A 26,125-nucleotide genomic window follows, 5' to 3' on the forward strand; every position below is an offset into this window, starting at 1 on the left:
TCATTCGAAAATGAGAACATAATAAGAACATCACCAATTGAGAGAAGGATCACGGCGATGAGCAATCTGCCGAGCGATAAGTCGTGCGAAGGCGATCCCGTCGACGAGCCCGAGGGCACTTACTGGACGCCACCGGAACTACTGAACATCAACCAGGTCCATCGCGACATCCGGGCGGCGCTGGTCGGGTCGTTAGGCCGCCGCGGTCTCGCTGTGCTGGTGACGACCGAAGGCAGCGAGCGATTTGAATTCTATACTGCTGGCACAGTCGATATGGCGGCATGCGTTCCCGTGGGATGTTTCACTATCGCAATCGATAGAAGGAATAATCGCGCTTGCGGCGTCTGTCATTGTGACGGCGAAATCGGTGTGACCGAACCGATGAAATTCGCGTTCAGAGGCGATATCGATATCGCTTTTGCTGACTTTTATTGCCTGGCAAGGGATGAGGGTTACGTGTCCTGATGGCGCGCAGCTCATCCTCAAGCGCTGCGTGAACATGCTCGTCGGGCCATTTTCCCATGCCAGAAATGAACCAGTTGAAGAAGCTCGCGCGGTGGTCTCTAGAGGATGCGCGGGCGGTCGGACACATACTCGTTGTCCGGTGTGGGCTCTGCAATACAACGCGGCGGTTCCTGCCCGATGACCTGCTAAAGCTCCGCAAGAACACGGCTATCAGCCGCCTGAGGTTCATCTGTCAGGAATGCCACAAGCGGGACTACATGGATGTGACTGTTTATCTGCCTTCGGCGTGGGAGATCGGAAAGCTTCATGTCCGCCGCTTGGCTTCCATCAAGCATGTAAAGACGCCGGTTTGGCGTGACGATACGCTTTAGGCTGGATATGGCGGACAGAAGAAAAAAGCCGTTTGCGCGCTCGGTACTGGATTCAGAGCTGCCGCATCACGTCCTCCTCTGGTGGCACAACTATCAGACAGGAGAGAACGCCCATAGCTTCCAACAACGAGGCGAGATTTTGACCTCGGCAATCCGTCTTGATCAAGGATCAAAAAACTACCGTGCCTCGATCGAATGGGACAACTACCTTGTGTTTTGTTTCAGCAGTCGCGAAGCTGCCCGGCAATTCCGAGATCGATGGAATGGTCAGTTCATTGAAACCGACGAGGTTAATCGCAAGGGCGGATGGACGCCGAGGAAGGGTGATGTGTGCAATCTCTACCGGATGCTGAGTAACCAGGAGGCCATTCGCGCGCTCACAAAAGCAATGATCGACAGCACCGGCAACATGGAGCCCGTCACCGAAATTTGGCCGGACTACAAGGCGCCGGTCGTCCGCAACACGCCAGCCGGCCGCGAGCTTGTGAACGTGCGCTGGGGGCTGCCGAGTTCGTCGCAAGCAATTTTCCAGGCCGCTACGAAACGAGCCGACGCCCTGCGCAAGAAAAACAAGGAAGTCAATTTCCAGGAATTACTGAAGATGGAACCGGACGGCGGGACAACGAACGTCCGCAACGTCGACAGCAAGCATTGGAAACGCTGGCACGGGGTCGATTTCCGTTGCGTCGTGCCTTTCACGTCTTTTGCTGAGCCGGATCCGGCGAAGAAGCCCGAGGGCGGACGGACACCCAACGCATGGTTTGCTGCAGATCCGTCCTGCCCCCTGATGTTCTTTGCCGGCATTTGGGTGCCGCAATGGGAGAGCGTTCGAAAGATCAAAGAAGGGCTGACCGTCAACGACCTGTATGGGTTCTTGACTACCGAGCCCAATAGCGTTGTCGCGCCAATCCATCAGAAGGCAATGCCGGTCATTCTGACCAGGCAGGATGAAATTGAGACGTGGCTTACGGCACCCTGGGAGGAGGCAAGCAGGTTGCAGCGGCCATTGCCCGACGATCAACTCGTGTTGCTACCACCACAGAATCCAGCATGAGCGACGAGAGCCATTCAACAGCGTCCGGCGCCAATGTTATCGTAGAGCACTATTGCTGCGTAACTGGGTGCTCGAAATGGGGCGGCTTCGGTTTTTCTGCCGGCAAGACGCAGGAAACGCGCTGGTGGTGTTGGGAGCACTACCCTTACAAACCGCCCTCCCGCGGGCCGGTTCTTCCACAATGATCAATGCAATGTTGATGTGTGTCAGCCTGACCGCGGTCGACGGCGACACGGTGCGCTGCGACGGCCAGCTTATGCGATTGCTTAGTGGCGGCATCCCATTCGTGTCAGGCATCGATACGCCTGAGATCGGCAGCCATGCGAAATGCATCAAGGAGCGGAAACTTGCGCTGATCGCGAAAGGTCGGTTGAAAGAGCTCCTCGCAAAAAGCGGACTGCAGATCGAGATTAAAGGCTTTGACAACACGCCGAAGCATCGGCCGCTCATTAACATCTATCGATCAGACGGGCAGGAGATCGGCGCGATGTTGCTCAACCAAGGATTCGCCAGAAAATGGCAACCTTATCTCAAGAACGATTGGTGCGGAGACTGAAGCAAGCCGGCCAGCGAAGCGCCTGGTCGAGGAGCACTATGACAAGCTGAAAGAGCTTCATGGTGTAATTTAAAAAGTTAAATGCATTGCGGACGCAAGGGCTATTCTGATTATAGTCCCTTGGAGCGGGGCAACGCATGTGCGTGAATGTTTGGCCCGTCCTCAATGGCGGGCCTCTTTTTTCTTCCCGGCTAGGATGATCGTGAAAGCTCGAAGACCGGACAGATCCTGTTCCATCCGCTCGCCCAAACTGATGAGCAACCGGTGATCGACGATTGTTACCGAAGAGGTTCAATCGAATTCATTCGCTAATGTTCGTAGAGTGTGAGCCTAATAGCGCGCTTGGTCTGGTTGGTTCCTGTTTCCAGATCTGAGCTTTTTAGAGCCCTGTGTTCACCGCTTATCTGGGCTCCTTTTCTTCCAAAAAGGAGGAAGTTTCACATGACAAACCGTCGTCAGATGGCTTGCGCGTCATTCGATCATGTAAAGAAAAACGGCTACCGAAAGAAAGATCTGGGGTTCGCCGAACGCCGCGTTGAAAAACTTAGTCGGTTGATCGTAGGTCAGATCGCGATTATCAAATGGCAACGGTTGAACCGTTCGTCAGTAAATGCGACTAACGCACTCCTATCCAGGACTTATGAAAGCAGACGTCGCGCGATGAATCACTTGAATCTTGTTCGGGCGTTCCGTGAAGTGCGCTAAGGCGCAAATGCCGTAGACGCTGCCATCCGGTAACTGTGTTCGACTCAGCGCCACGGTCAGCCCTGAGAGGTTGGCGCCAGGGGAGGCCCGACCCCACGTGCTGGTCGGGCCTCCCCTACCCGTTGTAGCTTCGGAAGAGATAAATCTCGCCAGCCGCATTAACCATTCGGTAACCATGGGTTTCTAGATTAGTCCCTGCAAACCTCGATAATTTGCAGCAACAGTTAAAGGCTCTCCCCACGTGACGGGAGGGCTTTTTTCTGTTGCGAAACTCCCTAATTCTGTTGGGCGAAATTTAGCTAGGCGGATTCACCAGAAAGACGAGCCGGCGATGGCGTGTTTTGCTTCCGACAAACAGGAGGCATTCATGAAATGGTTTCATATCGTCTCGCAGATCGGCTACACGCACTGGCTTGTTATTTTTGTCCATCGGAACGGGGCGATCCACTCGACCGTGATGGACACGCATGATGTAATCGACGTCGTGACGAGCGAAGCAGAGATCGACGCCTGATACATTTTTCTTTAACGCTCGATTTAGGGTGTTGCGAGAATTTCGAGCGGTGAAACACCGTCGTGTTTCCAGCGAAAGGAAGGCTTGCCGCACGTGACCGGCAGGCCTTTTTTCGTTCTCCGCCGTACAAACGCAGACACCTGCCGCGAATCGTGATTCATTTGAGCGGGGCATACCCCCACCACATCAGAGAAAACTTGGCCTGCTACCACCCCAGCAGGCCTCTTTTCCACTGGTTCACAAACCCAATAACGCTGCACCAAAAGAAATCTTCCAAACCGCTGGTAGAAATTCTCAATTACAGCGCTAGTTCTATTAATGCTGATGCTGAATTTCAGCTTTAAAGACCCCTCCGCGCGCAAGCCAGAGGGGTCTTTTAGTTCCAGAATTCGAGAATCGGCGGCGTGACAGTTTACGCCGCTTACGCGCGGGGGGCCGAGCAGGCAAAGGGATTCGTCTTGTTTGAGTGGCGAGTCCCTTTGCCGGTTTTAAGTCCGGACGGCCTACGGGCAATGGTGAGAGGGCAGTCGACGCGGGCCTAAAGAACTTTAGCATCTTCAAAAATAAAAAAATATTTTTCAGCAAACGATGATAACACTGCCATGCAGAATATTTTTTTAACGAGGAAAAATCATGCAATATTTTTTTCCGGGTCTCACGGGGAGACAAATCGTCATGTTTCTCATCGAAACATCGGTGCTGACTGCGGGGCTCATCGGCGTCCTTGTTGTTACCATACCGATGATCTGAACCGATAAGGAGCGTTGCGGCCACATTGGGGCGGATTTAAATTGACAGGGGTGTCCGACACGCCGTCCACTCCTCATGCACTTTCTGTGTTCCGTGCCGCTAGAGTTCGGGGTGCGAGTGGTTATGAGCAAATCCTGAAAATAGCACCTATGAGCGCCGGAACATTCAGCGTCCCCACCGGTTTCTGCGCGGGCCTCTTGTTCCTGTATTGGCCTAGAGGCTCATCGCCCCTCAGCGATGGCTCTCTCCGTTGCAACACTGTCGGCACAACCCTTCAAGGAGATATTTTGTGGCGTCCAATGACGATCGATGTGCGCTTTTTGATCGCGCCTGGGCAATAGGCGCGCAGATAGTGATCAGGGATCGGGTATCCGCACTAACCTATCTGGCTGACACCAAGCCGACATTGCGAGAATTTCAAAACAGCCGCGGCAAGTTAATGTCCGACAGGATCAATCTCGTTCGGCTCGGCGTTTTGAGGCTCCATGAAGTTGGTCACCTGCGAGAACCTTGAAGGATCTTTGCTTGTACAAGCCGCTTTGATGATGGGGAGGTGGCGGTCGAATTGACTGGCTATTCGGCAGGGCATGTGCGCAGGATGTTTTTTAAGGAAAAACACGATGCGCAAGCTAACTTTTCTTGCCTCCCTAGCACTCCTCACCCCGATGAACGCATTCTCCGAACCGCTGCAGAGTTTCGATCTGACAGGCCGTATCAAAGAGAGCGGTCAAACGACTACCGGTGTTCGTTTTTACAAGGTCACGACGACTTCAGCGAAGACGCTTTTGTTTAACGTGAGTGGCGATGCAGCCTGTATGTACAGCCTCCAAAAGGGAGGCGCACGGGACTACCGGTCCGCCACCGGAATATTCCCTATCGAGTTCTCAGACACCGCGAGGCGAGGAGAAGTGTACATCTTCAACTTTTCGCAGACGCGGCCCGCATGGCTTGCGGGTACACCCTGCATATTCTCGTTCACGGTCGAATGACCCTCGTGGCGGCAGCAAAGAACGAATTCTTGAGCCAGGTACCTGATGATAATGGTGCGTGGGGCTGGCTCGCCCGTCTAGCTCGATCGGCTGGCCGTATACAACTCGGCAAACTCACGTCCTGGCCAACGCGACCACCATCACGGCAGTACGACATTTCCCGTCTTCGGCCGGCGCATGATGATCTGCGTCGGTGATGCCGCGCCGCGGAACGCCTCGAGCTTCTTCTCCTCGGTGTCGTAAGATGCGTGCCAGTTGAGAAGATTGGGATTGTAGACGCCCAAGCGGCGGATCGGATAGCCCGTCAACGTTGACGACACGCCCGTGACGATGTCGATAAGACAGAAACCGATCGCCTGTGTGGTGCCGAAAACGGCCGGCACGATATTGCCCGAGCCATCCAGGCCTAGCGGCGTGCGCGCCGGAATGTTCTGATTTGCCGCGACGGTCATATCTTCCCCGCCCTGTGGAGGTGTGTCGCCGGTCAGAAGGCCCTCAAGCGCTACAGCGATCGTGTCGGAAGACTGGTAGGGGATGCCGACTTGATCGGCATAGTTCGGGGGCGTGATGGTAGCCATGGGGATTGTCCTTCAAGATTTCAGGTTGAAAGCCGCGTTTACGCGACCTGCTTTCTTGGCTCAAAACCGGCTGCGCGAAGAGCTCTTTCGGCCTTCGACATTTGCGCACTTTGCTCCTCGCCAGGATTGCTGGCCTCTGGCTTCGGCTTGTAGCCCGCGGCTAGAAGCGCGCGGTCGGCCTTCGACATCGTTTGTGACTGCGTCGAAACTGGGGGAGCCGCTGGAATGGACGGACTTGCCGCCGCCATCGGCGATCGAGGCGGGTAGCCCGCATCTCGCATAGCTTGCTCGGCCCTGGAAAGCGTAGGTTCTTGCACGGCCATCGGCGATCGAGGCGCGTATCCCGAATCCCGCATGGCTTGTTCGGCCCTGGAAATCGGAGGTGCTTGAACCACGAGTGGTGATCGACGCGGAGTTCCTACAGCTCGCAGTGCCGGATCTGCATTCGAAAGCGAGGGCGTCTGCACCGAGGCTGCGATCGGCGCCACTGAGAGTTTCGTGGTCATGCTTTCTTCCTCTGGTGTGGAGAGGTATGCCGCAAAGTTCGCGGTCGCGTCGTCCAGACTTCCGATCTTGTCGGCGAGGCCCGACGTAAGCGCTTCATCGGCGTCAAACGTAAGCGCCTCGGTGTCCCGAACTGCCTGCGCATCAAGCTTCCGGTTCCGCGCGACGGTCGACACGAAAAGCTCGCCGAGACCATCGATGCGCGCCTGGATCCTGTCCTTGACGTCGGCCGGCAACGCTTCGTAGCCATTCCCGTCAACCTTATGCTGCCCGTAGTGGATGAATGTCATTTTCAAGCCTGCTTTATCCATGGCCTTGCTGACGTCCAGATGCATGGTGACGACGCCGATCGAGCCAACCCCTCCTGTCCTGGCGACAGTCAGGGTCTTGCACGCCGAGGCGATGGAATAGGCAGCGGAATAGGCGTTCTCAGCCGCAAACGCGTGGATTGGCTTTTGACCGCGAGCCGCGAAGATCTTGTCCGCTAGGTCGAAGTTGCCGGCGACATGACCGCCCGGCGAGTCGACGATCAGCGCGATGCCCTTGACGTTCGGGTCGGCCAGGCCCCGCTCGAGCGCTTTGTCGAGATAGATATAGCCGGTTGCATACTGGCCGATCGCGTAACCCACGCCGAAAAGCAGCACGCCTTTCACCGGAATCATGAGTATCCCGTTCTTGACCGTGTAAGGGCGGTAGGCTGCCAGCCAGCTGTCCGGCGCCGGCCAGAAGTCGTCCTGCATTGTGCTCTTGGTCGTCGCCGCTTCAATCCGCGTGAGATTGACATGCGCCGCATGCAGAAAGGCCTCGAACATGGCTTGCATGCCAGGGTTCACCATGGCCGGCGTGTCTTGAAAGCTCGCAAGGAGAGCGTTGGTTTCCGTCATCATGCTGCTTTCTTCTGCTGGTTCGTGGAGTCGGTCGGGTTTTGAAGGATCTTGTAGAATTCCTTCCACTCCATCTCACGCTTCATCTGACGCATGCGCTTGCGCCAGTCGGCGCCGAGGCGGGCGTTCTCGGTCTCGAGATCGGACAGACCGTTGTTGATGCGCAGGATAGCAGCCTGAGTTTCCTTCAGTTCGTCGACCTGGCCGCGGCTGGCGCCAACCCAATCGCAGGCGGTGTAGGCATCCTTGAACTGCTTCTCGTAAAAGCTCGGCATGTTGCGCCGGACGGACGTGATCTCACCCTTGTTGATCGCCTCTTCCAGCCACAGGGCGTAGACGTGCGATGCAAAGCGGTCGGCGACCATGCGCTTGATCGAGAGCATGGCCTTGTAGGTCTCGGTCATCGCGGCGCGAGCAGACGAATAGTTCGTCTTGCTGTAATCCTTCGACAGCTGCTCGTAGGAAACACCGAGCGCAGCAGCGATGTGACGAAGAAGCGACTGCTCGAACTCACTGCCGAGAGGGCCACCCTGCCCCGGTGCCTGCATCTTGAACTTGGTGCCGGGCGGCAGGTGCGGGATCTTCAGACCGTTGACGTGCAGGTTCTTGGCGCCGGTCATGAACTGGTCGAGCGTGGCGTAGTGGCCGCCCATGTAACCGTTCAATGCGGCCTGGACAGTCTCTGGCGTCATGTTGTCGCCGCCGATCTGCGCGAAGATGGCCTCCGTCGGAAGCTCGGACTCGATCGTCGCGGCATAGCTGGCGTACATGACCGCCTGCTGAAGCACCATCTGACGAAAGTTCTTCGTCATCTTCATTTCCGAGAGCGCGGCAACCATGGCTGAAATACCGCGGCTCTGGTCCGGTCGAAGCTGCTCGAAGATGTGGATCATCTGCAGGCGACCCCACGGCTTGCGAATGTCGATCGCCTTCCACTTGTAGGAGTCGATCGACATCCAGTCGCTCGGATGAGCCATGCGCACATAATAAGTCTGCGGCGCACCATACTGATTACGACGGATACCCCCGCGAACCATCGGATCACCCGCGAACTCGGGAGGTGTGGACAGACGATCGGTGTCGATCATCTGGATCGCCGTATTGAACATGCGTGGCTGGTCGCGCAGCCATTCGACCGAGGCCAATGCCTCTCCGTAGACGGTGTGAGTGTCGACGGCCATGCGGACCAGGCCAGTCAGTGTGTTGGTGCGCGCGGCATCCGGCCAGTTATCAAGCGACTCGGCCCACAGGCCGAATTTTTCCTCGACCTCCTCCTGGTAATCGCTCTCCCACTTGTCGTCTTCCTTGCCGAACAGGATCTTCGACGACGCTTTCGCGTTCAGCATGAAATAGCTGCCGACGATATTATCCTTGCGCAGTGTGGCGCCGCCAGCGACATAGGCGTCATTGCGCGTCGTGTCGCGCGTACGGGCGTCGGCCAGTTGCTTCGCCGGAAGCATGTCGGCATCGGCCGAGCGGATAGCCGGGCTGTAGGAGGCAAGTTCTTTGGAGAAGCGGGACGCGCCGTCGTAGGCATCCGAGGCCATAGCTTTTATGCTAAGACCAAGAAGTTCGGCGCTTTCGGAATCGATGATTGCTGACATAGGGGCTCGATCGATAGAGAGCGCCTATTATGTCAGCTCAGACACCAATGACAATACTAGGTTGAATAGTCAATAGTTTATTCAACTTTTTGTTGAATGTCGGTGATTGCGGCGCCGCGTGAATTAACCTTCAATAAACAATGATGAGTATCATTAGGCGAAGAGACCGATACGCTTTTGAGTAGGTAGGAATCTGTTGCCTACCGCGCTATATCAGCCGTGTTGCAACGCATCATAATGAGTACAGGAGAATGCAATGGTCGATGGTCGCGAGCTCTCGTTCCGCTATACCAACTGGCGGGGGGAGACTGCGCATCGCACTGTTGTTCCAGTGGAAATCTGGTTCGGGAAAACCGAATGGCACCCAAAAGAGCAGTGGTTCTTGAAGGCGCGTGACGTGGAAAAAGGCGAAATTCGTGATTTCGCCTTCCTAGATATTGTTTTCGACCAGGCGTCTTCAGGAGGAGATTAGTGCAACCAGGGGAGCTAACAAGCTGCCAATTTTTACCGCTTTTTCCGTCGCGCCAGCCACTGCTCCGAGGCCATCTTGAACTTTCTTCAGGGCGCCTACGGCGGCGCCCAGCGTGTCCTTGTTGGGATTTTCCTGCGCTTTAGCAACCGCTTTCTTTGCATCATCATTCACCGGCGTCACGTCGATGATGTCTAGTTCGTTCCGGGCCTGGCCTAAAAGAGTTCTCGCCTGCTCAATTTGCCCGAAAGAAAGGGTATTTTGGCTGTTGTTAATGTCGCCTGACTGCGTTGCCTGATTAACCGTGCCGTGGTTGATAAATGTGTTGTTGTTCGTCACCTGCATTCCTCCATTTCCAAAAAGCCCTTCTTCTTCTTGATGGGCCATACGTCTAAAAACTTTGTACATGTCGGTTTGGGCAGCGGCTGCTTCCATTCGCCTTCGCTTCCTCAAGTCGACGGTTGATGCTGCGTATACATCGGTCGCGGAATTTTGATAGCTGCCCGAGTGAGCAGCTTGGGCAACGATATGATCAAGAACGAAATCTCGAACTTCGTCGTCCGGCTCTTCGAAGTGCCAATCCAGTGTGATTGTGTCTAAACCGTCGTACCATGTGTCGCGCAGACCAATTGCCAATCCCAAGCGTGCCTCTACGCTCTCGTCCTTGCTCCCGATTGCGATAATATCGTGCTGTGTGATTGAGTAAGTTTTCTCCGCACCGTACAATCGATAGACGTAAGATCGAACATTGTCAGGCTGCGAATCCAATGTCTTCAGGTTAATGCCCAGATCGCTCGCCGATAAAACCGGGCTCTCAGCTGTCGCCCATGCCGAATATTGTGACACCAACGGTTCATGATGACCCCCCAACACTTTCACGATCTGTGGATTTGTGTACCTCGGGTGAAAAATATGCTCCGGCGATTTGTCCAACCCCACCAAGACAAGAGCTAGTTTAAGTGTCGTCGGGTCCGCGTTCTCTATATCGATACGCAAAGATTTTGTATCCACGTCAGTCGGAGCGCACGTCTGAAGTGCGGACAATGTCACAAGCTCGGGAGGAAGGACAGTTTGGGTCGCTATTAGCGATTGGGCGTTGCCAAGGTCCAATTTGAAAAGCGCGGCAATCGCCGCCGAGACGACTTGCGGCTCTTCCGGATGTCGCGAGATTATGTCAACAATCGCAGTCCAACAGGTCTTCAAGCGGCCCAGATTTGAGAGCGCGCTTAGCGACCACCTGCGAACCTTCTCGTCGGAAGCTCCTGAGTTCAATGCACCGAGTATCGAATTTTCGAAGGCGTTTAGCTCTGAAGGCAGTATAGTGCCGCCGTTTCGATAGATTTTGCATACCATCTGAAGTGCGCGTTTCGCGCGCGAAGGAATTCCACACTCAATTTCGGTTTTTAGAAAATTCGCTTCAGTGGTCGAAATATGCCATCGCCGCCGGATACTTTTATTGAGCATGCGATGTTTCGAATCCAAAATATGCGTTCAAAAGTGTCTTCGACCAAGGGTCAAAATCGTCGATGTTGTTAGGCGGACTAGCAAGATCTAACCAGCTGGCGTCATGAAACGAGAGTTTGTTCACGGGCGGCTCGAACCAATCCGGTGCCGATATTTCCACGAACGCAAGAACCTCAGGCTTCGGCGATTCATTGCACCAAGCCAAGAACCGCACCGAGTGCTGAAACGCCCTACTAGTTGGGGCGTGTTCCGCCAAGGGGATATCTAGGTCAGTGGCGACGGCGAGAAGTCCACTGTCTGCAATGCCAAGGTGAGCAGTGTCGAACAACGTCTGGTCAGTTTCCAAAACCAACGTCGAAAATCCGATCGTTCGCTTGTGCGCAAAGCTATCTCGGTCATCACGATATCGACCCATGCGATAGCACAGGATTTTTCCATTTCTGGTGAGAGCCGAAACGGCCCACAGCAGTGCATGTTGCCCGTCGACCTTCTTGGGGTCGATATAATTGTACCACCCCTCGGAGCGCATTTGCCTAAGAACACCTTCAGCGTCGGCATACGGTGCCGATTCCATGGCGCGTGAAAGCGCGCCGATGTCCACGGATAGTGCTGGCCCACGGAACAGCTCTCGAGTTCGTCGACGAGCGGTCATTTCCCGGCGATATTTTGCCGGCACTGATGCGTCAGTAAGAAACTCTCGTAGGAAAAATTGGCCAGGCATCGTGCGATAGAATGCACTGTGATCTCGCCTGTGAAGGATGTCTTCGCTCAGCCGCGCTTGAAGTGTTTTGTGCTGCGCCTGCCCATACAGATGATCCGGAACAATGCCAGCCAAGAAGGCTTTTCGCATGATCGACCGAGCCGAGAGCGGGCGACGTGCCGTCCTCAAAATCGTTTCTGCAATTTGCAGATACGCGCTCAAGTCTGTCCTCCCGTGTCTTCAGATACCGTTATTTAAAATTACATTGCGAAAATCAAAGTGCGGGTCAACGCACCAAATGGCCGCGATCCGCGATGAAAACTTCCTGTCCACGGTTTAACCGTAAAACGAGTTGCTGTTCAACTCATTAATAAAGCAATGGTTGCGTAGCTATTTTTGATGTTCGGTGATGCCAGCTTAAGGTGTGTCTGATTTCATCAGTCGGCTAGATCATCCGAATGCGGCCGGTAGTCTTCCCCACCTTCCATGTTTTCCGGGCTACAGGCGACTCCTATGAAGACGAACGAGATCGAAAATTGCGCCAGGAAAACGAACGTCTTTGTCACCTCGTCGCCATACCAGTTATAGAAAAACTGGCTACCGATATCCGTGTTCTGGCGCTTCGTCAGGATCCCGTTCGGCAGCATAGGCGCCGCTGTGCGAATTAAGTCATCTGCGCTCTTCTGAATCGCCTGCAACCGGAAAGTCCTGATCATATGGGTCGGCGGCAGTATCTCCCCCATATGCTTGTAGTAGAGCGCGCACGTTAGCCGCCGTTCGAAGGCCTCGAAAGCCTTGCGATTAACGTCAGGAAGTTCGACGATGGGGGCTTTAGCTATCGGCTCGTTTGCAGGATGCGGGAAATTATAAAGCGGTAATGCACGCTTCTTTGCGTTCGCTGACATATCGGTCTTAGGTAGAAACTGTGACGAGTTGTTGCGAACACCCGCTATCAGCTTCTCGAATTGCGAAGTCGGCTTCTCCCCGTCGTGATTACCCATGATCAGGTAGAGCGCAACGACCTGTTCAAGAGGCCCCGCGGCATTGTTGCAGGCTTGGCAGGCGGGAAACTCGTATCCCTCTGGCCAGACGCGATTCCTGAAGCATTCCCTTGATGGAATGTGGTCGATGGTCTCTGAAGCTTTACCGCAAAAGAAACACAGCGGATGGGAATCGAGGAATCGTTGCCTGCGTTTCTTGCTGGCGCCCATATTCTGCACCCACTGCGCTGCACGTCGTCTGAACTAGCCCCTGATTGCATGATGGGCGTCGGAGTCCGCAGATGCTGCGTGATCTTCCCGCGCCCATCTCTTCGCCAGAGCGATAGTCGAGTCGTCGAGGGCCTTTTCTGCCCTTGCGACTGTTTCTTCTCTGGTCAGGCCAGCCCTGACAATAAAGCTGTAAACGATCGAATTGGTTGGCGGCTCTTTAGATGGCACGTCTCGCATTGCAGATCCTCATCAGGCTCGCTTCTGCACAACGGACACTATGCCCGAGTCTACGCACAATGGGACTCGTAAAGTGAAGGATTGCACAAGGGACATTGCACAACGGACACAAATGGTTCCGGGTCTGCACAACGGACAGCGCTAACCGGTCATCTGCACATGCGACACAACTAGGTCGCTTCGGGTCCCATTTTGCGTTACAGTGGACGGGGAGGGGCGCTGAGCCCCGGTCCATAAAAATTTTTTGCCAGAAATTTTCTGGAATATGTCCTTTGTGCATTCAACCTATTTCAGAAATCTATGGCAAGTATGTCAATTTCAAATCTATCTGTGTCACTCTTTTCTCTTTATTTTCAATAAATTGACATAGATACCATAGTTGCCACAGAGAAAATCAATTGCGTATAGGACCGGTCTTTAGCTGCACAATGGACATGGCGATCGTTCAACCGTAAGGCCTCATCTCTTTTTCTATATTATAGTAATTTGCCGTTTCCACGGTGCCATCTGTGGCACGGTCGTCAACCGATTGAAAATGCTTAGTAATTTTCAATTTTTTAGCCGCGGCCATCTGTGGCACCACTCTGCCAACTGTGGCAATGAGATATGAAAGCCCCGAGTGGCTGTAGAGACCTCTCAGCCGCGCAGACGAACCCCTCGCCCACCTGCAGCAGTCTCACCCTCGGACAGGAAGACAATCCCCGCTTCTTCCAAGGCGCCCTGGATGGCACGCAGCGTGGACGCTTTCGGATCGGCCGTTCCACGTTCGATGTTATTCAGACCAGTCGTCGATAAGCCAGCGGCTTTCGCTAGATCGGCTTGAGTTAGCCCGAGCATCGAGCGGGCGGCACGGATTTGATCAGGTTCTATCATACGAACCTTTTACCTTGTGATTGATATTTTATCAAGCGCAGTTGACATATCTTCTGATTGTGGTTAATTCAACTTCACTTGAATAAATATCAATCGCCCCGAAGGAGCAACGCCTCATGAAAACTCTTCCGATTGCAAACCAGACCGAAACTGCAAACACTTGGGCAGAACAGACCCGCCAGGGTCGCCAACTGGCTGATGCCCTCACGCAGCAGATGGCTCGCGATGAGAACCCGCTACTGCTGAGCCGCGTGCTGAGTTCCCTTTTTGCAGCGGCCGAGCCGACCGGCATCAGAACCGGATTCGCTCAGCGGCTTGCCGAGCGTTTGATCGAGGCGCCCATGTCGCCAATCGACACGGGCGATGGCAATGATATTCTCAATCGACTTTTAGCCAAAAAAGCACCTAATGCGAACATCTGACCGCGAGCCATGACATCCCAAAACGACGATCTATCGATAGAGATTGAAGCGGCGCCGGTTGTGCCGCTTCATCACCTCGCCAGCCTTGAGGTACTGTCACACGATGCCAGCGCAGCAGTAAGACAGCTTCAGGCTGAGGAGCGGCAACATCTCCTCGGCGATCATCCATCTAGCGCTTCCGCATTGCTCGATATTGCGAGTAGCCTTATCGAGCACGGGGTGTTCGAGCAGCATGGCACGTTCATCAACGGTTTGATTGCCAAATCCGCTCAGGATTTCTTGCAGACAATCAGAGAGACCTCACGAAGAAAGAAGAAGCGAGATCCATGGGCCTTCTGGACTGTGGCTCGTGATAGGCATCTACTTGAGCTTCATGACAAAGCGGCGAAGGAAGCCGATCCGAAGGATCTTGATAGTCGATCCTTTTATCCTCGGCTCCGCGATCCGTTGGAGATCATCCGAGACTTTCTTAAAACGGAAGATTACCGAAATAAGAAAGGCAAAACGATCAATGATTATATTTCTGACGATCCTCAGAAGCATGCCAAACTCGAAAAGGAGCGCACAGCTTTCAAAGATCTGGCACACAGGGCGGTTGATAGACGCCTACGAGCGCTGCTGTTCACTCGACAATCTCTTGCGCTGACCGACCATTTATTCGGTGACCTCCTCGGAGATTCCCTTGGGCACCTACGACCCGACGTCTGACTTGCGCCGTCAGAAATAACCGGCCTTCTATTTAGGATACGTATTTCTTTGCTTCTGCGTCGTCGATCGGTTCTCATGCTGTCATATTCAGCTTGAGGTTATCCCGATGCCCATCAGTGAGCGCTTTATAGATCCAAGTGATCCGGAATATTTGGCAGGCCAGTTGCGCCCGACGCCGCCTTCCCCCTTGAGGGGGAATTTCAAACCTAACGAGATGCCAACGGCCTACACGCCGGGCGCACCCAAGCACGACTTGCTACCGCTCCGCGCTCGTCGCGAGCAAGATTTGCGTATGTTGGCAAACGTCGATTCTGAGATCGCACAAAACAACGCGAGGATCGACCGCGCATCGTCGACGCTGCAGCGTTCAGCTAACTGGTCTGCCGAAGCTGACGCCTTGGAAGCGAAGATTGAAAAGGTCAATATTCGCGCCTTCCTTGCGGAAACTCAGGCAGCAATGACAGAGGAGCAGGAGCGGCTTTCTCTGCTGCGCAAGGTGATCGCGGACTCTGAGAAAGAATGCCAAACGGCGGTGCGCGTGATCGAGATCCTTGAAGCGAAAAGCGAAGAATTGCAGGCACGGCGTCAAAAGCTGCAGCGAAATCTCGCAAGATCAACAGAAAACTGGTTGCGAGCGAAGCACGCAAATCTAGTTGAGGATTTTCGGCACCGCCTGCACGATCTTCATGATGGACTTGCGGCAATAATTGCCGTGGAAGAGCATGCAGACTTCAACAAGCATGATCCAAGGCACGGCTGGAATCTCCTGACGCGATTTGGGGAAGCCATCCGCTTCGATTCCCCTCTTCGTCCGAGTTGGTTCAATGTGTCGCAAAAGGTCGCGTTTCCAGGATTTGCAGCCGCGACCGCCGCATTGCATGCGGAATTGTTCGACGAGGAAACCGGGCTATGAGCTCGCTATCCCCGGCCTTCAAAAAGTGGCGTGAGACCCGGAAACGCGAGCTAATGCGAAACGGCTTGAACGCCGCCGATGCCCGCATGTGGGCGAACCGCGAAGCGACCAGCCGTCAGGATGCCGAGGCTATTGTCGGCCGAGAAGTCGCGCTCAAGGCCACGCTTATCCGAGACGTTCGGTCTAACGGCACTTACAGCATCTATCTGCACGTGCCGATCTACGAGGTGCCGGTTGCCCTTCGCGAACGTGCGGCGGCTTGGGCAAATTCACCGAATCCGCGCACCGCCGCTTTCGCCCACTAACAACAGATCGCCAGCAAGTTCTTCATTGCGCCTTCTCGCGCCACGGCGAGCCACGTCTTGCCTTCTGCCAATCAACAGAATGTGGAATAGGAAATGAGCGTAGCCCTCCCTGAAAAAATCGAGCGCCTGGCGGAAGCTGGATTCGCTCTCCAATGGCTACATCCAAAGTCAAAAAGGCCGATCGGAAATGATTGGGCTGCCAAACCCGTCGCATCCCTCTCCGACCTGAAGCGAACATATCGCGACGGCAACAACGTCGGCGTCCGCCTCGGAAAATGGTCTGTTGTCTCAGGCCTCTATCTTCACATCATCGATTTTGACATCCGTGTGCCGTCCAAGGTTGACGAAGCGCGCGAAAAACTTCTCGAACTACTGCCGGAACTCGATCTCGATTCGTGCCCGACTGTGATCTCAGGATCAGGCGGCGAGAGCCGGCATTTCTATATCCTCACGGACAAGCCATTCCCGCCGAAGAAGTTCGCCCACAGCGACGGTTTCGCCATGGTGTGGGACGAGAGCAAGCAGCGCGATGTCAAGAAATGGGATTGGGAGCTCCATCTCCTCGGGACCGGTGCGCAAGCAGTCATTCCACCTTCCGTTCACCCCGACACCGGGCAGCCTTATCGCTGGATTCGCGAATTCGATTTCGATCTCCTGGATATGGGCGTTGGCCCGATCCTGCCATCGGAAGCGGTCGCCCGAATCGCGGAAGACAGAGAGGAGGTCGAGGCCAATCCTGAGCGCCAGCAGCCACTCGGGCTCGATGAAGGCGAAATCATTGCCGTCCTCGACGATCTGCCGGCCGATGAGTGGTTCGAGGACCGTGACCAGTGGATGCGTGTCGGCATGGCGTTGCACCATGAGACCGACGGCTCGGATTTCGGGTTCGAGACCTGGTGCAAATATTCCAAGGTCAGTGAGAAATTCGACGAGAAGGATCAAAAGCGCGTCTGGAAATCCTTCAGGAACCGGGCGCAGGCACCTTTCCGCATGGCAAGTCTCGTCGCAGTTGCGCGCGAGGTTCGGGCGGAACGCCAGCTTGATTCGATCGATGACGACTTCGACGAGATCCCCGAGGTCGACGATAGCAGAACAGATATGTTCGACGATCTCCTTGGAGCCGGAAATGGACCTGAGAAGCCTAAAAAGATATCGAAAGCTGAGCTGAAGCTCAAAAAAGCTGAAGTCGAGTTCGAACTTGGCCGCGGCGCACCGCCCAAGATCGCCAGGATGAACAGGATGCATGCCGTCGTCAGGGCGGCTGGCAGGACAATGATCCTCCACCAATTCCCCGGCAAGCCAGTGTCGTTCGGTTCCGTCGGCGATCTGCACAATTACTACGAAAACGATCGCGTGCCGAAGGATGGAACAACCGAACCTGTATCCAAACAGTGGATGCGCTCGAAACATCGTCGATCGTATCCCAGCGGCATCGTTTTCGCGCCGAACCAGAACGAAGAAGGCGCCTTCAATCTCTGGCAGGGTTTCTCAGTTGAGCCAGATGATAGCGGTTCGTGCGCTCTTTTCCTCGATCATCTTCTACGTGTCGTTTGCAACGGCAATGAAGAGCATTTCGATTATGCGCTTAGTTGGCTCGCACACCTGGTGCAGAAACCTGAAGAGAAGCCAGGCGTGGCCTTCGTCGTGAAAGGTCTCAAGGGTGCAGGGAAGGACGTCACTGCAGCCTATGTCGGTAAAATGATAGAAGCGCATTACATTACCGTTTGGCAGAAGGATCAGTTCTTCGGAAAGTTTAATTCCCACCAAGCGAGTTGCCTGCTGCTGCATGTTCAAGAAGGTTTTTGGGCCGGCGATAAGCGAGACGAAGGCAGTCTTAAGGCTCTGATTACAAGTGAAGATGCGATGATCGAGCCAAAGGGAATGAACGCATTCCCTGTTCGATCCATGCTTCGGATCTTTATCTCGTCGAACGAAAAGTGGGTCGTACCCGCCACCGAAGACGAACGCCGCTTCTTCGTGTTGAACGTCTCACCGAAGCGCCGCAACGACCGTGGGTATTTCGACGCGCTGCATTCCGAAATGAACTCTCATGGGCCGGCTGCGCTGCTCAATCTTCTCCTCAATCGCGACATCTCGAATTTTCAGGTGCGCGCGGTGCCGGACACCGAGGCTCTGGCAGAACAGAAGGTCGAGGGCTTGAAGAACTTGGACCGTCATTGGTTCGAGATCCTGGAGTCGGGCAAGATTGAAGGACAAGGCAGCCGATGCGACACATGGCACGAGGAGCCGATCGAGGTTGAGAAAACGGCCTTCCGCGACAACTACTCTCGGTGGCTTCGCAATCGCCGTTACGATGGAATCGAGCTAAGCGAGGTCGCTCTTTCGAAGCGACTGAAAACGCTTGTTCCTTCCCTCGCGACCCGACGATCGCGTTCGACAGACAGGACAGGACACTTTTTTCAATTCCCCACCCTCGATCGCTGCCGCGATGAGTTCGAACGCTACCTAGGCGCCGAAATAAATTGGCCGAACACAGCCATTGATCTCGTCGAAGATTCCCGCAATACTTTTAACAATGACGATCTATTCAACTAAATGTTGAATAGACTACATCAAGGTGACCGAGATGCTTGATCTCTTTACTGCACTTCTTGCGCCGAAAACCAGGGCACTGACCGAGAGCGAGGTGAACGCGATCATCGACGAACTCGGCCCCAGTAACATCGCGGATATCGTTGACGCATATGCGGCACAGGCAGCGGCTACGGGCCTTGATCCCATCGCCGATCATATTGCAGGCCAGGTCTTCGAGCGGTGCGGGCCTGTCATCGACGCCATAGCCGCGATCGGCACTGGCATTGCTCGTGAGAAGATCGCAAAATCCGGCCAACTGTTTCGAATTGCTTGCGCGCATCAAACAGTCCTCGCCACTTTTCCCGGCCGTTCATTAGAAGAAATCCTTCAGCACATTGTCTATCTGGCGGTCGCGAAAGCCCGTGAGACCTCGGTGTTCTCGAGCGGCAGCGATCGGAGGCACTGACGATGGCCGGTAAAGACATCGATCTCGTTATCAGGGCGAAAGACCGGGCTTCCAGCGAACTCGACAAAATCTCGAAGGCGCTGAAGAAGAATGTCATTGACATGGGTGACGTTGCCAAGGGGGCCGGGAAAACCTCGGACGCCCTTGGTAAAATCGCATCCCAGGCTCAGAAATTCGAGGGCGAGCTCAACAGGCTTCAAGCGGCCGGGAAGGTTGCGGCCGAACTCGACAAGGCAACGGCTGCCGTCACACGAATGGAGAGCTCACTGCGCAGCAATGCCGGTGAGCTCGCGAAGCTTGCCCGCGACAGTGATGCGGCGGCACAGGCCGCCACTCGCCTGAAGGCTCAACTGGCAGCCGAGGAAAACTCGCTCGCTTCAAACAAGAACGCACTGGCTGCCAGCCGCAAGGAGTTGACAGAGGTCAACAAGCTTGTTCGGCAGGCTGAGCAGAACCAGGCCCGCTACAATAAGCAACTCGGCACGACCCCTGATCATTTCGTTCGCCCCGCTGCAAAATCGGCCGGTGCGTTCATCTCTGCCGATCTGCCAGCGCAGAAAGCCGCTCAGGCTGAGATCATCAAGCAGATCGATCAGTATCGGGCGGCCGTCAAACAATCTTCCGATGCAGTCAAAAACCTGCGCCCGCAGGTGTCGGCGGCCTCTTCGCTTCAGCATCAACTCGCAAACGAGGTTGCGCGAACAGCAGCTTCTCTTGCGGGTGAACGTGAGGATCTCGGCAAGGCGCGCACCGAACTCGATGCTATCCGCGGTGTTTCCGCCAAGGCCGGTGAGGCACTCGGCAATGTCGCCGTCACGCAAGAGAATGTGAGTGCGGCTGCTCAGCGCATGGCTGCCAATCTCGCAGCAGCCAAGGCACGCATCGAAGGCCTCTCCAACGTCAAGGCGACAAGCGGCGCATCAGATACCGCGACGGCTGCAAGTGGCATCGATGTTCAGGCTCTTGCCACGCAGCGTCGAGCCGTTCTCGAGGCCCGTCGCGAATGGGTCTCAGCTCAAACTGACGTCAAAGCCCTGGCTCAACAGATGCGAGCTGCCGAGGCTCCGACTGAAGAACTCGGTGCAGCTTTCGGCGCAGCCCAAGCGAAGGCTCGGCTCGCCAAACAGGAATACGAATCGCAGAGGCAGGCTCTCGCCAGCCTTGGTGGTTCTGCAAACGCGACTTTCAGGGAATTCAGTCGATCAGCCAGTGCCATCCGGCAGATCGCGCCAGCCGCACAGCAGACCAGCGCGGCAATTGCGAGCGCGTCAGGCCAGACGTCTGCATTCGCACGAGCACTCGCGACCGTGGGCAAGGAAAATGCCCGCACTGTTTCGGTGCTTCAGTCGATCCGAAGCGAGATCCTTGGACTGACCGCCAGCTACGTCGGATTCCAGGCAGCACTCGGACAGGTGTCCGGTGCCGTCGAAGCTTTCCGCCAACTCGAAGCAGTCCAAAGCCGCCTTGGTTCAGTGTTCAATCAGGACACCGGAAAGGTTGCGACCGAAGTCGCCTTCTTGCGTGACCAGGCCGATAGGCTCGGTATCAGCTTCGGCACACTGGCAGACGAGTACGGCAAGTTTGCTGTTGCCGCGCGGGCTGCCAACTTCACCACCGAAGATACCCGTAAGATTTTTATTTCTCTTGCTGAAGCAGCGCGCGTCAATCAGCTGAGCGTTGCCGAAACGTCTGGCGTGTTTCTCGCACTGACGCAGATGATTTCGAAAGGTAAGGTCTCCGCCGAAGAACTCCGCGGCCAGCTTGGCGAGCGTCTGCCGGGCGCCTTTAACATCTTCGCTTCGGCGATCGGTAAATCAACGGCCGAACTCGATCAGATGATGCAGAAGGGTGACATCCTTGCTGATCGCTCCACCCTTCTCAAGTTCGCCGACGAGTTGACACGGCGGTTTGGTCCGCAGCTCGGCGCCTCGCTGCAGAGCTTGACGACAGATCTCGGCCGTTTTCAGAATGATGTCCAATCCTCACAGATTGCTGTCGCAAACGGCTTTGTACCGGCGCTGCAATCCGCCCTTCAATCCTTCCATGCGTTTGCTCAGTCGAGCGACGGCAGAGACGCCTTCACCGCGATCGGCAAAGCGGTTGGCGAGGCAATCAAGATCCTGGCTGAGGTGCCGAAGTATTTCGACCTGATCACCGCTGCTCTAAAGGTGTTTGCCGCGGCGAAAGTTGCTGAGCTCTTCGGTGGCCTGGCCGGCAAAATGCTACAGGCCGTGTCGGCGATACAGGCTTTTAATCGCGAGTTGACTCTCGTCGGCCCTCGAACGCAAGCGGCTTCCAATGCTCAAACGGTGTTCGGCCGCGTCTTGGCACAGAGCGTGAGTTCGCTCGGCAGCTTCCGTCAAAACCTGCTCGCATCGACGAGTCAGAGCGCTCTCGCTCGCACTGGCGTTCTCAGCTTGGCCAGCGCCGCGGGAAGTCTGCAGACAGCTCTTGTCGTGACAGCCACGGGTTTCCGCGCGCTGCTCTCGGCCTTCGGCGGCCCGATCGGTATCGCCTTGACCGCGGTCACCTACGCGGTTGGCACCTGGCTGACCAGCATTGGCAATGCCACCTCGGCTGTTGAGGAGCACAAGCGCCAGATCGATATCGTCGTGGCGGCCTACAACACGGCCGGTGATAAGGCCGGCGATTGGGCGAAAAAAATCAGCGGCGTCACCATGGCTCAGGCCATCGCAAGCGTCGAGGATCTGAAAAAGCAATTTGATAAGACGGCTGCCGCGGCCGAAGCATCGAGCCGCGTTCTGACCTACGCCTTCAGTGATTTTCCGACGGACTCCCCGCAGGTGCGTCAGCTTCAGCAGCTGCAGGAGGCACTCAAAGCCGCTCGCTCAGGCGCAATCACGGTCAAAGAGCTTGAAAGCGCGCTCAACGATATCGCGCTCAATCCGGCCGATGAGCAGCTGAAGCAAGTTGCGCTCGAAATCTTGAACATCGTCAACAACGCAGGTGAAGGCGAGACGAGCCTGAAGGATCTTGGTGATGCTATCGCCAGTGCGGAAGCGCTGGTGCGGCAGATGAATGGTACCGCAACGGAAGCTGACAAGGCGCTCCTAGGCCTCGGAAAATCGGCACAAGAGACATCGCAGAACCTCGACTATCAGGGCAAGGTGACAGCGTTCAACAAGCTATTGCTTGATATGCAGGAGAACATTCCTGGCGTCGGCGAAGAGTTGAAAAAGCTCGAGGCGCTCAAAGGTCTCGAGAAACAATACAAGGATGCGCTGAATCTCGCGACCACGATGGGGCAGGTTTTCGACGCTACGAAGGCGTATGGTGACGCAGTCGCCGGCATCAACAACGAGTTCATGCAGAAGCAGTTCGACTCTCTGCCCGACACACGCAAAGGCGTCGTTGACCGCATCATCTACGTGGAAGGTGGCAAAACCCCTGGTACGGATACGAACAAGCCGGGCTCATCGGCTCAGGGGATCGGTCAGTTTACCGAACGCACTTGGCTGCCGATCTTCAATCGCCTGTTCCCGGCACTGTCGCAGTTGACCGATGCGCAGAAACTTCAGTACCGCTACAATGAAGCCTATGCCCGGCCGATCCTGGAAGAGCTCACCAAGCAAAACCAGATGCAGCTCGCCAATTCAGGCGTTGCTCCAACCGACACCAACACCTATCTCGCCCATTTTCTCGGTGCTGGTGATGCGATCAAAGTCGTCCTCGCCAATCCGGACGAACTGGCAAAGAACATTGTCAACGCCGACTCTGTCGCAGCCAATCCGACGGTCATCAAGGATGATACGACCGCACGCGATCTGATTGCATGGGCTTCTCAGAAAATGGGCGGCGGCTCGCCGATCATGGCTGGCGGCCAGACCAAGCAGGAGGCTTTCGACGAAGACATTTCCAGCCGCGTAAAAGGATGGAAGGAAGAGGCTGACGCCCGCAAGGAGTCGAATCGCGAGGGTGCGATCGCGAAAGCCCTCGCCGAAGCTGAAAACGAAGCAATCAAGCAAGGTGTGACTCTCAGTCAGGCACAGCGAGACGCCATTCGCGAAGGTGCCGCGGCGAAATACGATTCCGCACATGCCGACGAGCAGCTTAAGGCCAATCAGCAAGAAGCTCGCGAGCAGCTGAACGATATTATCGGCCTCGACCAGCAGCGCAAGAACCTGTTGCAAGAGATCAACATGGCCCAGAACGCCGGTGACAGCGGACGCACTCAGGAACTGGTAACGCAACTTCAAGGAGTCAACGACCAGCTGAGCGCAGCTGTTCCCAAGGCATTGGAGCTCGCGCGAGCCCTCGGCGACGAGAAAATGGTCGCGCAGCTTCAGAAGGTGCAGCTGAACACCGCTAAGGTTGGCAGCGGCCTGACCGCGTTCGGTCTCTCAGCATCGAACGTGCAGGAACTGGTCGGATCTTTCGCCAATGGTCTCGTCGGCGCCTTCGACAATTTCGCGCAGTCGGTTGCCAATGGCGCCAACGCCGTCCAGGCGCTCGGCCAGGCCTTCTTGCAGTTTGCCGCCGATTTCCTGCGCCAAATTGCGACGATGATCCTGCAGCAGATGATCCTCAATGCCCTGGCCGGTTTCGGGGGGCCAATTGGTCAAGCCGCTCAGGGTCTCGGCGGTGTTGCTAAAGTCATCACTGGACATACCGGAGGCCTGGTCGGATCGGCAGCGATCGGCGGCGGCAACATGTCGCGGCAACTCAGCTTCGATTGGGTCGGGAACATCATGCGTTATCACTCGGGCGGCATTGCGGGCTTGCGCCCTGATGAAGTGCCGGCCGTGTTGAAGAAGAATGAAGAGGTCCTAACGGAACAGGATCCACGTCATCGCTTCAATTCCGGCAAAGAAAAGCCATCAGAATCGAAGGGTGGCCAGCCGATTAAGCAGGTCTTGGTTCTCAACGAACGCGATCTTTCGAATGCTGTTGCGAGTTCGCACGGTGAGAAGGTGGTCATCACGCACATTAAGAACAATGCGCAGACCATTCGAAAAATGTTGGGGGTCTGATCATGAATCCCGTCGGCGATATTTACACTCTCCAAGAAGCTGCCGAACGCTTACGCATGACAACGCGAGCTGTTGCCAAGGTTGCCAGGACAAACGGATTGTGCACCATTGTCGGCAGAGACTTCCTTTTCTCCGAAACTGACATCCTCGCCATTTGGAATGTTTTGCGATGCCCCTCAAACTCATCCAGCGTCAAGGCTCCGAAAACTTCTACATCCGTGGCACGATCAGAGGACAGAGCGTTTTCGAATCTACTGGCACTAGCGACCGCAAGACAGCCGAAGAAATCCGGATCCAGACAGAAGCGCGTCTCCTGAAGGAGAGCGTGCACGGCAAGAAGGCGCTTATCAGCTTCACCGAAGGAGCTGAAAGCTATGTTGCCTCGGGCGGTTCGCCGAAATATTTGGTCAAGAAAAACAAGAAGACCGGCAAAGTGACAGGCGTTGTTACCCAACTGCGCGGCAAGTTGCTGAAGGACATCACGCAGAGCGACCTAGATCAGGGCGCGGCGGCTTTGTATCCCACCGCCAACACCGACACGAAGAACCGACAATTTTTCACGCCCTTTATTGCCGTCTGGAACCATTGCGTGCTCAACCAGTGGGCAGAGCCTCGCCAATGGCGCCGGCCGCGAAAGCCAAAGGGCACTAACGTTGCCGTGCTGAAGCGCAAGCGCGCCGGAACTACCCCAACGAGCTACGACCGCGCCGCGACCTTCGTGGCGGAAATGTCGCCTGCAGCAGCCCAGATCATGACCGCGCTTTTCTATACCGGCATGCGGCCGATCGAGATGTTTACGCTGGAGGCGTCACAGGTCGATATTGCCGGCCGCTGGATAACTCTTGATGCATCAAAGACCGGCGAGCCGCGCGGCGTGCCGATGCATGAATTCCTTGTGCCGCTATTCACCTCACTGCTCGAGAAGCGCAAGGGCATCCTGTTCCTATCCCATAAGGGCGAACCTTACCCGCCATCCGACGACTTCGGTGGTCAGATCTCTGGCGCTATCGAGGGAGCACGCAAGCGCCTCGCCAAGCGTAAGATCGATATCGTTGACATCGCGGCTTATACCGGCCGCCATAGCGCGTCGACACAGCTCGTCGTCAACGGCGTTCATCCTTACGTGAAAGATCAGATCCTCGGTCATGCTGCCGACGACATGAGCCGTCACTATACGAATGTGCCCCAGCCCGCTCTCATCGAGGCCATCAATACCCTGCCCATACCGCAGGCTTGGCGCGATCTGTGGTGGTGGGAAGATCCCGCTTATTGGTCGCGCCGTCTCATCCCCGCAAAGAAAAAAGTTGTCGCCGCCAGCAAATCGGCTTAGGCAAAACCGTGCAAAATCCGTGCACTACAATCCACAGAAAGCAGAAAATGACGTTATATCAGGGCGATACAGATACTCACATGTACCCTTGGTAAGGGTGAGGTCGGTGGTTCAATCCCACTCGGCAGCACCAGTTTCTCCTCCAAAGTCGCTATCCACCGCGCCAATTGGTGCCATTGCTGCCGGCAAAAATCTCGCTAGAATATTGGCATCCTGAAGTCTTTGCGGAGGGAACCCCGAGGCTTCATTCAATGTTTCTATCGACACATGCTGGAGGAGCATCGATGGCGACTGAGCGATGGAATAGTCCGATCAAGGTGGGTTTCGACGAGGCGGGAGCGCGCACGGTTAACGGACCGTTCGATGCCCTGGCATGCCTCAGCGACCTGTGGCCTGCCGCACGCGGATTGAAATATCTGAAGGCACGCAGCGCCTGCCGCGCAGCACTCGACGGCCGAAAGAGCGTCGAGGAAGCCCGCGCGGAGTTCATGGCGGCGGCCGAGGAGGCAAAGCTTAAAGTGCATTAA

General features: G+C 55.5%; 23 protein-coding genes. 16 read left to right on the plus strand and 7 right to left on the minus strand.

All coding sequences use genetic code 11. The annotated features are described in order from the left end of the window. Positions 1 to 57: 57 nt before the first annotated feature. The 6 genes from ACU8HS_RS06250 to ACU8HS_RS06275 all read left to right on the plus strand — a co-directional run bounded on the left by ACU8HS_RS06250 (position 58) and on the right by ACU8HS_RS06275 (position 5,404). Entirely contained in the window at positions 58 to 465 is a 408-nt protein-coding gene (locus ACU8HS_RS06250; protein ID WP_447015595.1) for a hypothetical protein, read from the plus strand. A gap of 378 nt (positions 466 to 843) precedes the next feature. Continuing rightward, positions 844 to 1,890 (plus strand): SOS response-associated peptidase family protein, encoded by a 1,047-nt coding sequence (locus ACU8HS_RS06255; protein ID WP_447015596.1) that lies wholly within the window; start codon positions 844 to 846, stop codon positions 1,888 to 1,890. 181 nt (positions 1,891 to 2,071) lie between these two features. Further along, on the plus strand, positions 2,072 to 2,446 hold the full coding sequence (locus tag ACU8HS_RS06260) for a thermonuclease family protein (RefSeq protein ID WP_447015885.1): 375 nt from the start codon (positions 2,072 to 2,074) through the stop codon (positions 2,444 to 2,446). Between the two features lie 441 nt (positions 2,447 to 2,887). Further along, positions 2,888 to 3,151, plus strand: coding sequence for a hypothetical protein (locus ACU8HS_RS06265; protein WP_447015597.1), 264 nt, complete (start codon positions 2,888 to 2,890; stop codon positions 3,149 to 3,151). Positions 3,152 to 3,518: 367 nt separating this feature from the next. Then, on the plus strand, positions 3,519 to 3,665 hold the full coding sequence (locus tag ACU8HS_RS06270; protein WP_447015598.1) for a hypothetical protein: 147 nt from the start codon (positions 3,519 to 3,521) through the stop codon (positions 3,663 to 3,665). Positions 3,666 to 5,035: 1,370 nt separating this feature from the next. Continuing rightward, positions 5,036 to 5,404, plus strand: a complete 369-nt coding sequence (locus tag ACU8HS_RS06275; protein WP_447015599.1) for a hypothetical protein — start codon at positions 5,036 to 5,038, stop codon at positions 5,402 to 5,404. Between the two features lie 140 nt (positions 5,405 to 5,544). Here the strand turns inward: ACU8HS_RS06275 and ACU8HS_RS06280 are convergent, their stop codons facing one another. The 3 genes from ACU8HS_RS06280 to ACU8HS_RS06290 are packed head-to-tail and all read right to left on the minus strand — an operon-like array spanning position 5,545 to position 8,917. Next, the gene (locus tag ACU8HS_RS06280; RefSeq protein WP_447015600.1) at positions 5,545 to 5,982 is read right to left on the minus strand and encodes a head decoration protein; all 438 of its coding nucleotides are present in this window, start codon (positions 5,980 to 5,982) and stop codon (positions 5,545 to 5,547) included. Between the two features lie 38 nt (positions 5,983 to 6,020). Further along, positions 6,021 to 7,373 (minus strand): S49 family peptidase, encoded by a 1,353-nt coding sequence (locus ACU8HS_RS06285; RefSeq protein WP_447015601.1) that lies wholly within the window; start codon positions 7,371 to 7,373, stop codon positions 6,021 to 6,023. Continuing rightward, positions 7,370 to 8,917: a phage portal protein gene (locus ACU8HS_RS06290; RefSeq protein ID WP_447015602.1), complete on the minus strand. Its 1,548-nt coding sequence runs from the start codon at positions 8,915 to 8,917 to the stop codon at positions 7,370 to 7,372. Before ACU8HS_RS06290 ends, ACU8HS_RS06285 begins: the two co-directional genes overlap by 4 nt. 313 nt (positions 8,918 to 9,230) lie before the next feature. Here ACU8HS_RS06290 and ACU8HS_RS06295 point away from each other — a divergent pair, with 313 nt between their 5' ends. Continuing rightward, complete coding sequence (locus ACU8HS_RS06295; RefSeq protein ID WP_447015603.1) at positions 9,231 to 9,446, plus strand: WYL domain-containing protein; 216 nt, start codon at positions 9,231 to 9,233, stop codon at positions 9,444 to 9,446. On the opposite strand, the gene ACU8HS_RS06300 is transcribed toward ACU8HS_RS06295, so the two are convergent. The 4 genes from ACU8HS_RS06300 to ACU8HS_RS06315 form a co-directional block, all read right to left on the minus strand. Then, the gene (locus tag ACU8HS_RS06300) at positions 9,432 to 10,907 is read right to left on the minus strand and encodes a hypothetical protein (RefSeq protein ID WP_447015604.1); all 1,476 of its coding nucleotides are present in this window, start codon (positions 10,905 to 10,907) and stop codon (positions 9,432 to 9,434) included. The genes ACU8HS_RS06295 and ACU8HS_RS06300 overlap by 15 nt on opposite strands. Then, a complete protein-coding gene (locus ACU8HS_RS06305; RefSeq protein ID WP_447015605.1) occupies positions 10,897 to 11,829 on the minus strand; it encodes a hypothetical protein in 933 nt (310 codons plus the stop codon). The genes ACU8HS_RS06300 and ACU8HS_RS06305 overlap by 11 nt, the downstream gene beginning before the upstream one ends. 215 nt (positions 11,830 to 12,044) lie before the next feature. Next, on the minus strand, positions 12,045 to 12,818 hold the full coding sequence (locus ACU8HS_RS06310; protein ID WP_447015606.1) for a hypothetical protein: 774 nt from the start codon (positions 12,816 to 12,818) through the stop codon (positions 12,045 to 12,047). An 873-nt stretch (positions 12,819 to 13,691) separates the two neighbouring features. Further along, positions 13,692 to 13,928 carry a helix-turn-helix domain-containing protein gene (locus ACU8HS_RS06315; protein WP_447015607.1) on the minus strand — a complete coding sequence of 79 codons (237 nt, stop codon included), beginning with the start codon at positions 13,926 to 13,928 and terminating at the stop codon, positions 13,692 to 13,694. 116 nt (positions 13,929 to 14,044) lie between these two features. Between ACU8HS_RS06315 and ACU8HS_RS06320 the strand changes: the two genes are divergently transcribed. The 9 genes from ACU8HS_RS06320 (at position 14,045) to ACU8HS_RS06360 (ending at position 26,125) form a co-directional block, all read left to right on the plus strand. Beyond that, entirely contained in the window at positions 14,045 to 14,350 is a 306-nt protein-coding gene (locus tag ACU8HS_RS06320; protein WP_447015608.1) for a hypothetical protein, read from the plus strand. A gap of 9 nt (positions 14,351 to 14,359) precedes the next feature. Then, entirely contained in the window at positions 14,360 to 15,058 is a 699-nt protein-coding gene (locus ACU8HS_RS06325) for a hypothetical protein (RefSeq protein ID WP_447015609.1), read from the plus strand. Between the two features lie 106 nt (positions 15,059 to 15,164). After that, positions 15,165 to 15,971 (plus strand): hypothetical protein, encoded by an 807-nt coding sequence (locus ACU8HS_RS06330; protein WP_447015610.1) that lies wholly within the window; start codon positions 15,165 to 15,167, stop codon positions 15,969 to 15,971. After that, positions 15,968 to 16,276: a hypothetical protein gene (locus tag ACU8HS_RS06335; RefSeq protein WP_447015611.1), complete on the plus strand. Its 309-nt coding sequence runs from the start codon at positions 15,968 to 15,970 to the stop codon at positions 16,274 to 16,276. Before ACU8HS_RS06330 ends, ACU8HS_RS06335 begins: the two co-directional genes overlap by 4 nt. 93 nt (positions 16,277 to 16,369) lie before the next feature. Continuing rightward, positions 16,370 to 18,832, plus strand: coding sequence for a DUF5906 domain-containing protein (locus ACU8HS_RS06340; RefSeq protein ID WP_447015612.1), 2,463 nt, complete (start codon positions 16,370 to 16,372; stop codon positions 18,830 to 18,832). A 31-nt stretch (positions 18,833 to 18,863) separates the two neighbouring features. Then, positions 18,864 to 19,277: a hypothetical protein gene (locus ACU8HS_RS06345; RefSeq protein WP_447015613.1), complete on the plus strand. Its 414-nt coding sequence runs from the start codon at positions 18,864 to 18,866 to the stop codon at positions 19,275 to 19,277. A 2-nt stretch (positions 19,278 to 19,279) separates the two neighbouring features. Continuing rightward, positions 19,280 to 24,268: a tape measure protein gene (locus tag ACU8HS_RS06350; RefSeq protein ID WP_447015614.1), complete on the plus strand. Its 4,989-nt coding sequence runs from the start codon at positions 19,280 to 19,282 to the stop codon at positions 24,266 to 24,268. Positions 24,269 to 24,437: 169 nt separating this feature from the next. Continuing rightward, positions 24,438 to 25,598 carry a site-specific integrase gene (locus ACU8HS_RS06355; RefSeq protein WP_447015615.1) on the plus strand — a complete coding sequence of 387 codons (1,161 nt, stop codon included), beginning with the start codon at positions 24,438 to 24,440 and terminating at the stop codon, positions 25,596 to 25,598. Positions 25,599 to 25,882: 284 nt separating this feature from the next. Then, a complete protein-coding gene (locus ACU8HS_RS06360; protein WP_112566962.1) occupies positions 25,883 to 26,125 on the plus strand; it encodes a DUF982 domain-containing protein in 243 nt (80 codons plus the stop codon).

It is taken from the genome of Rhizobium sp. KDH_Rht_773_N, from assembly GCF_052946295.1.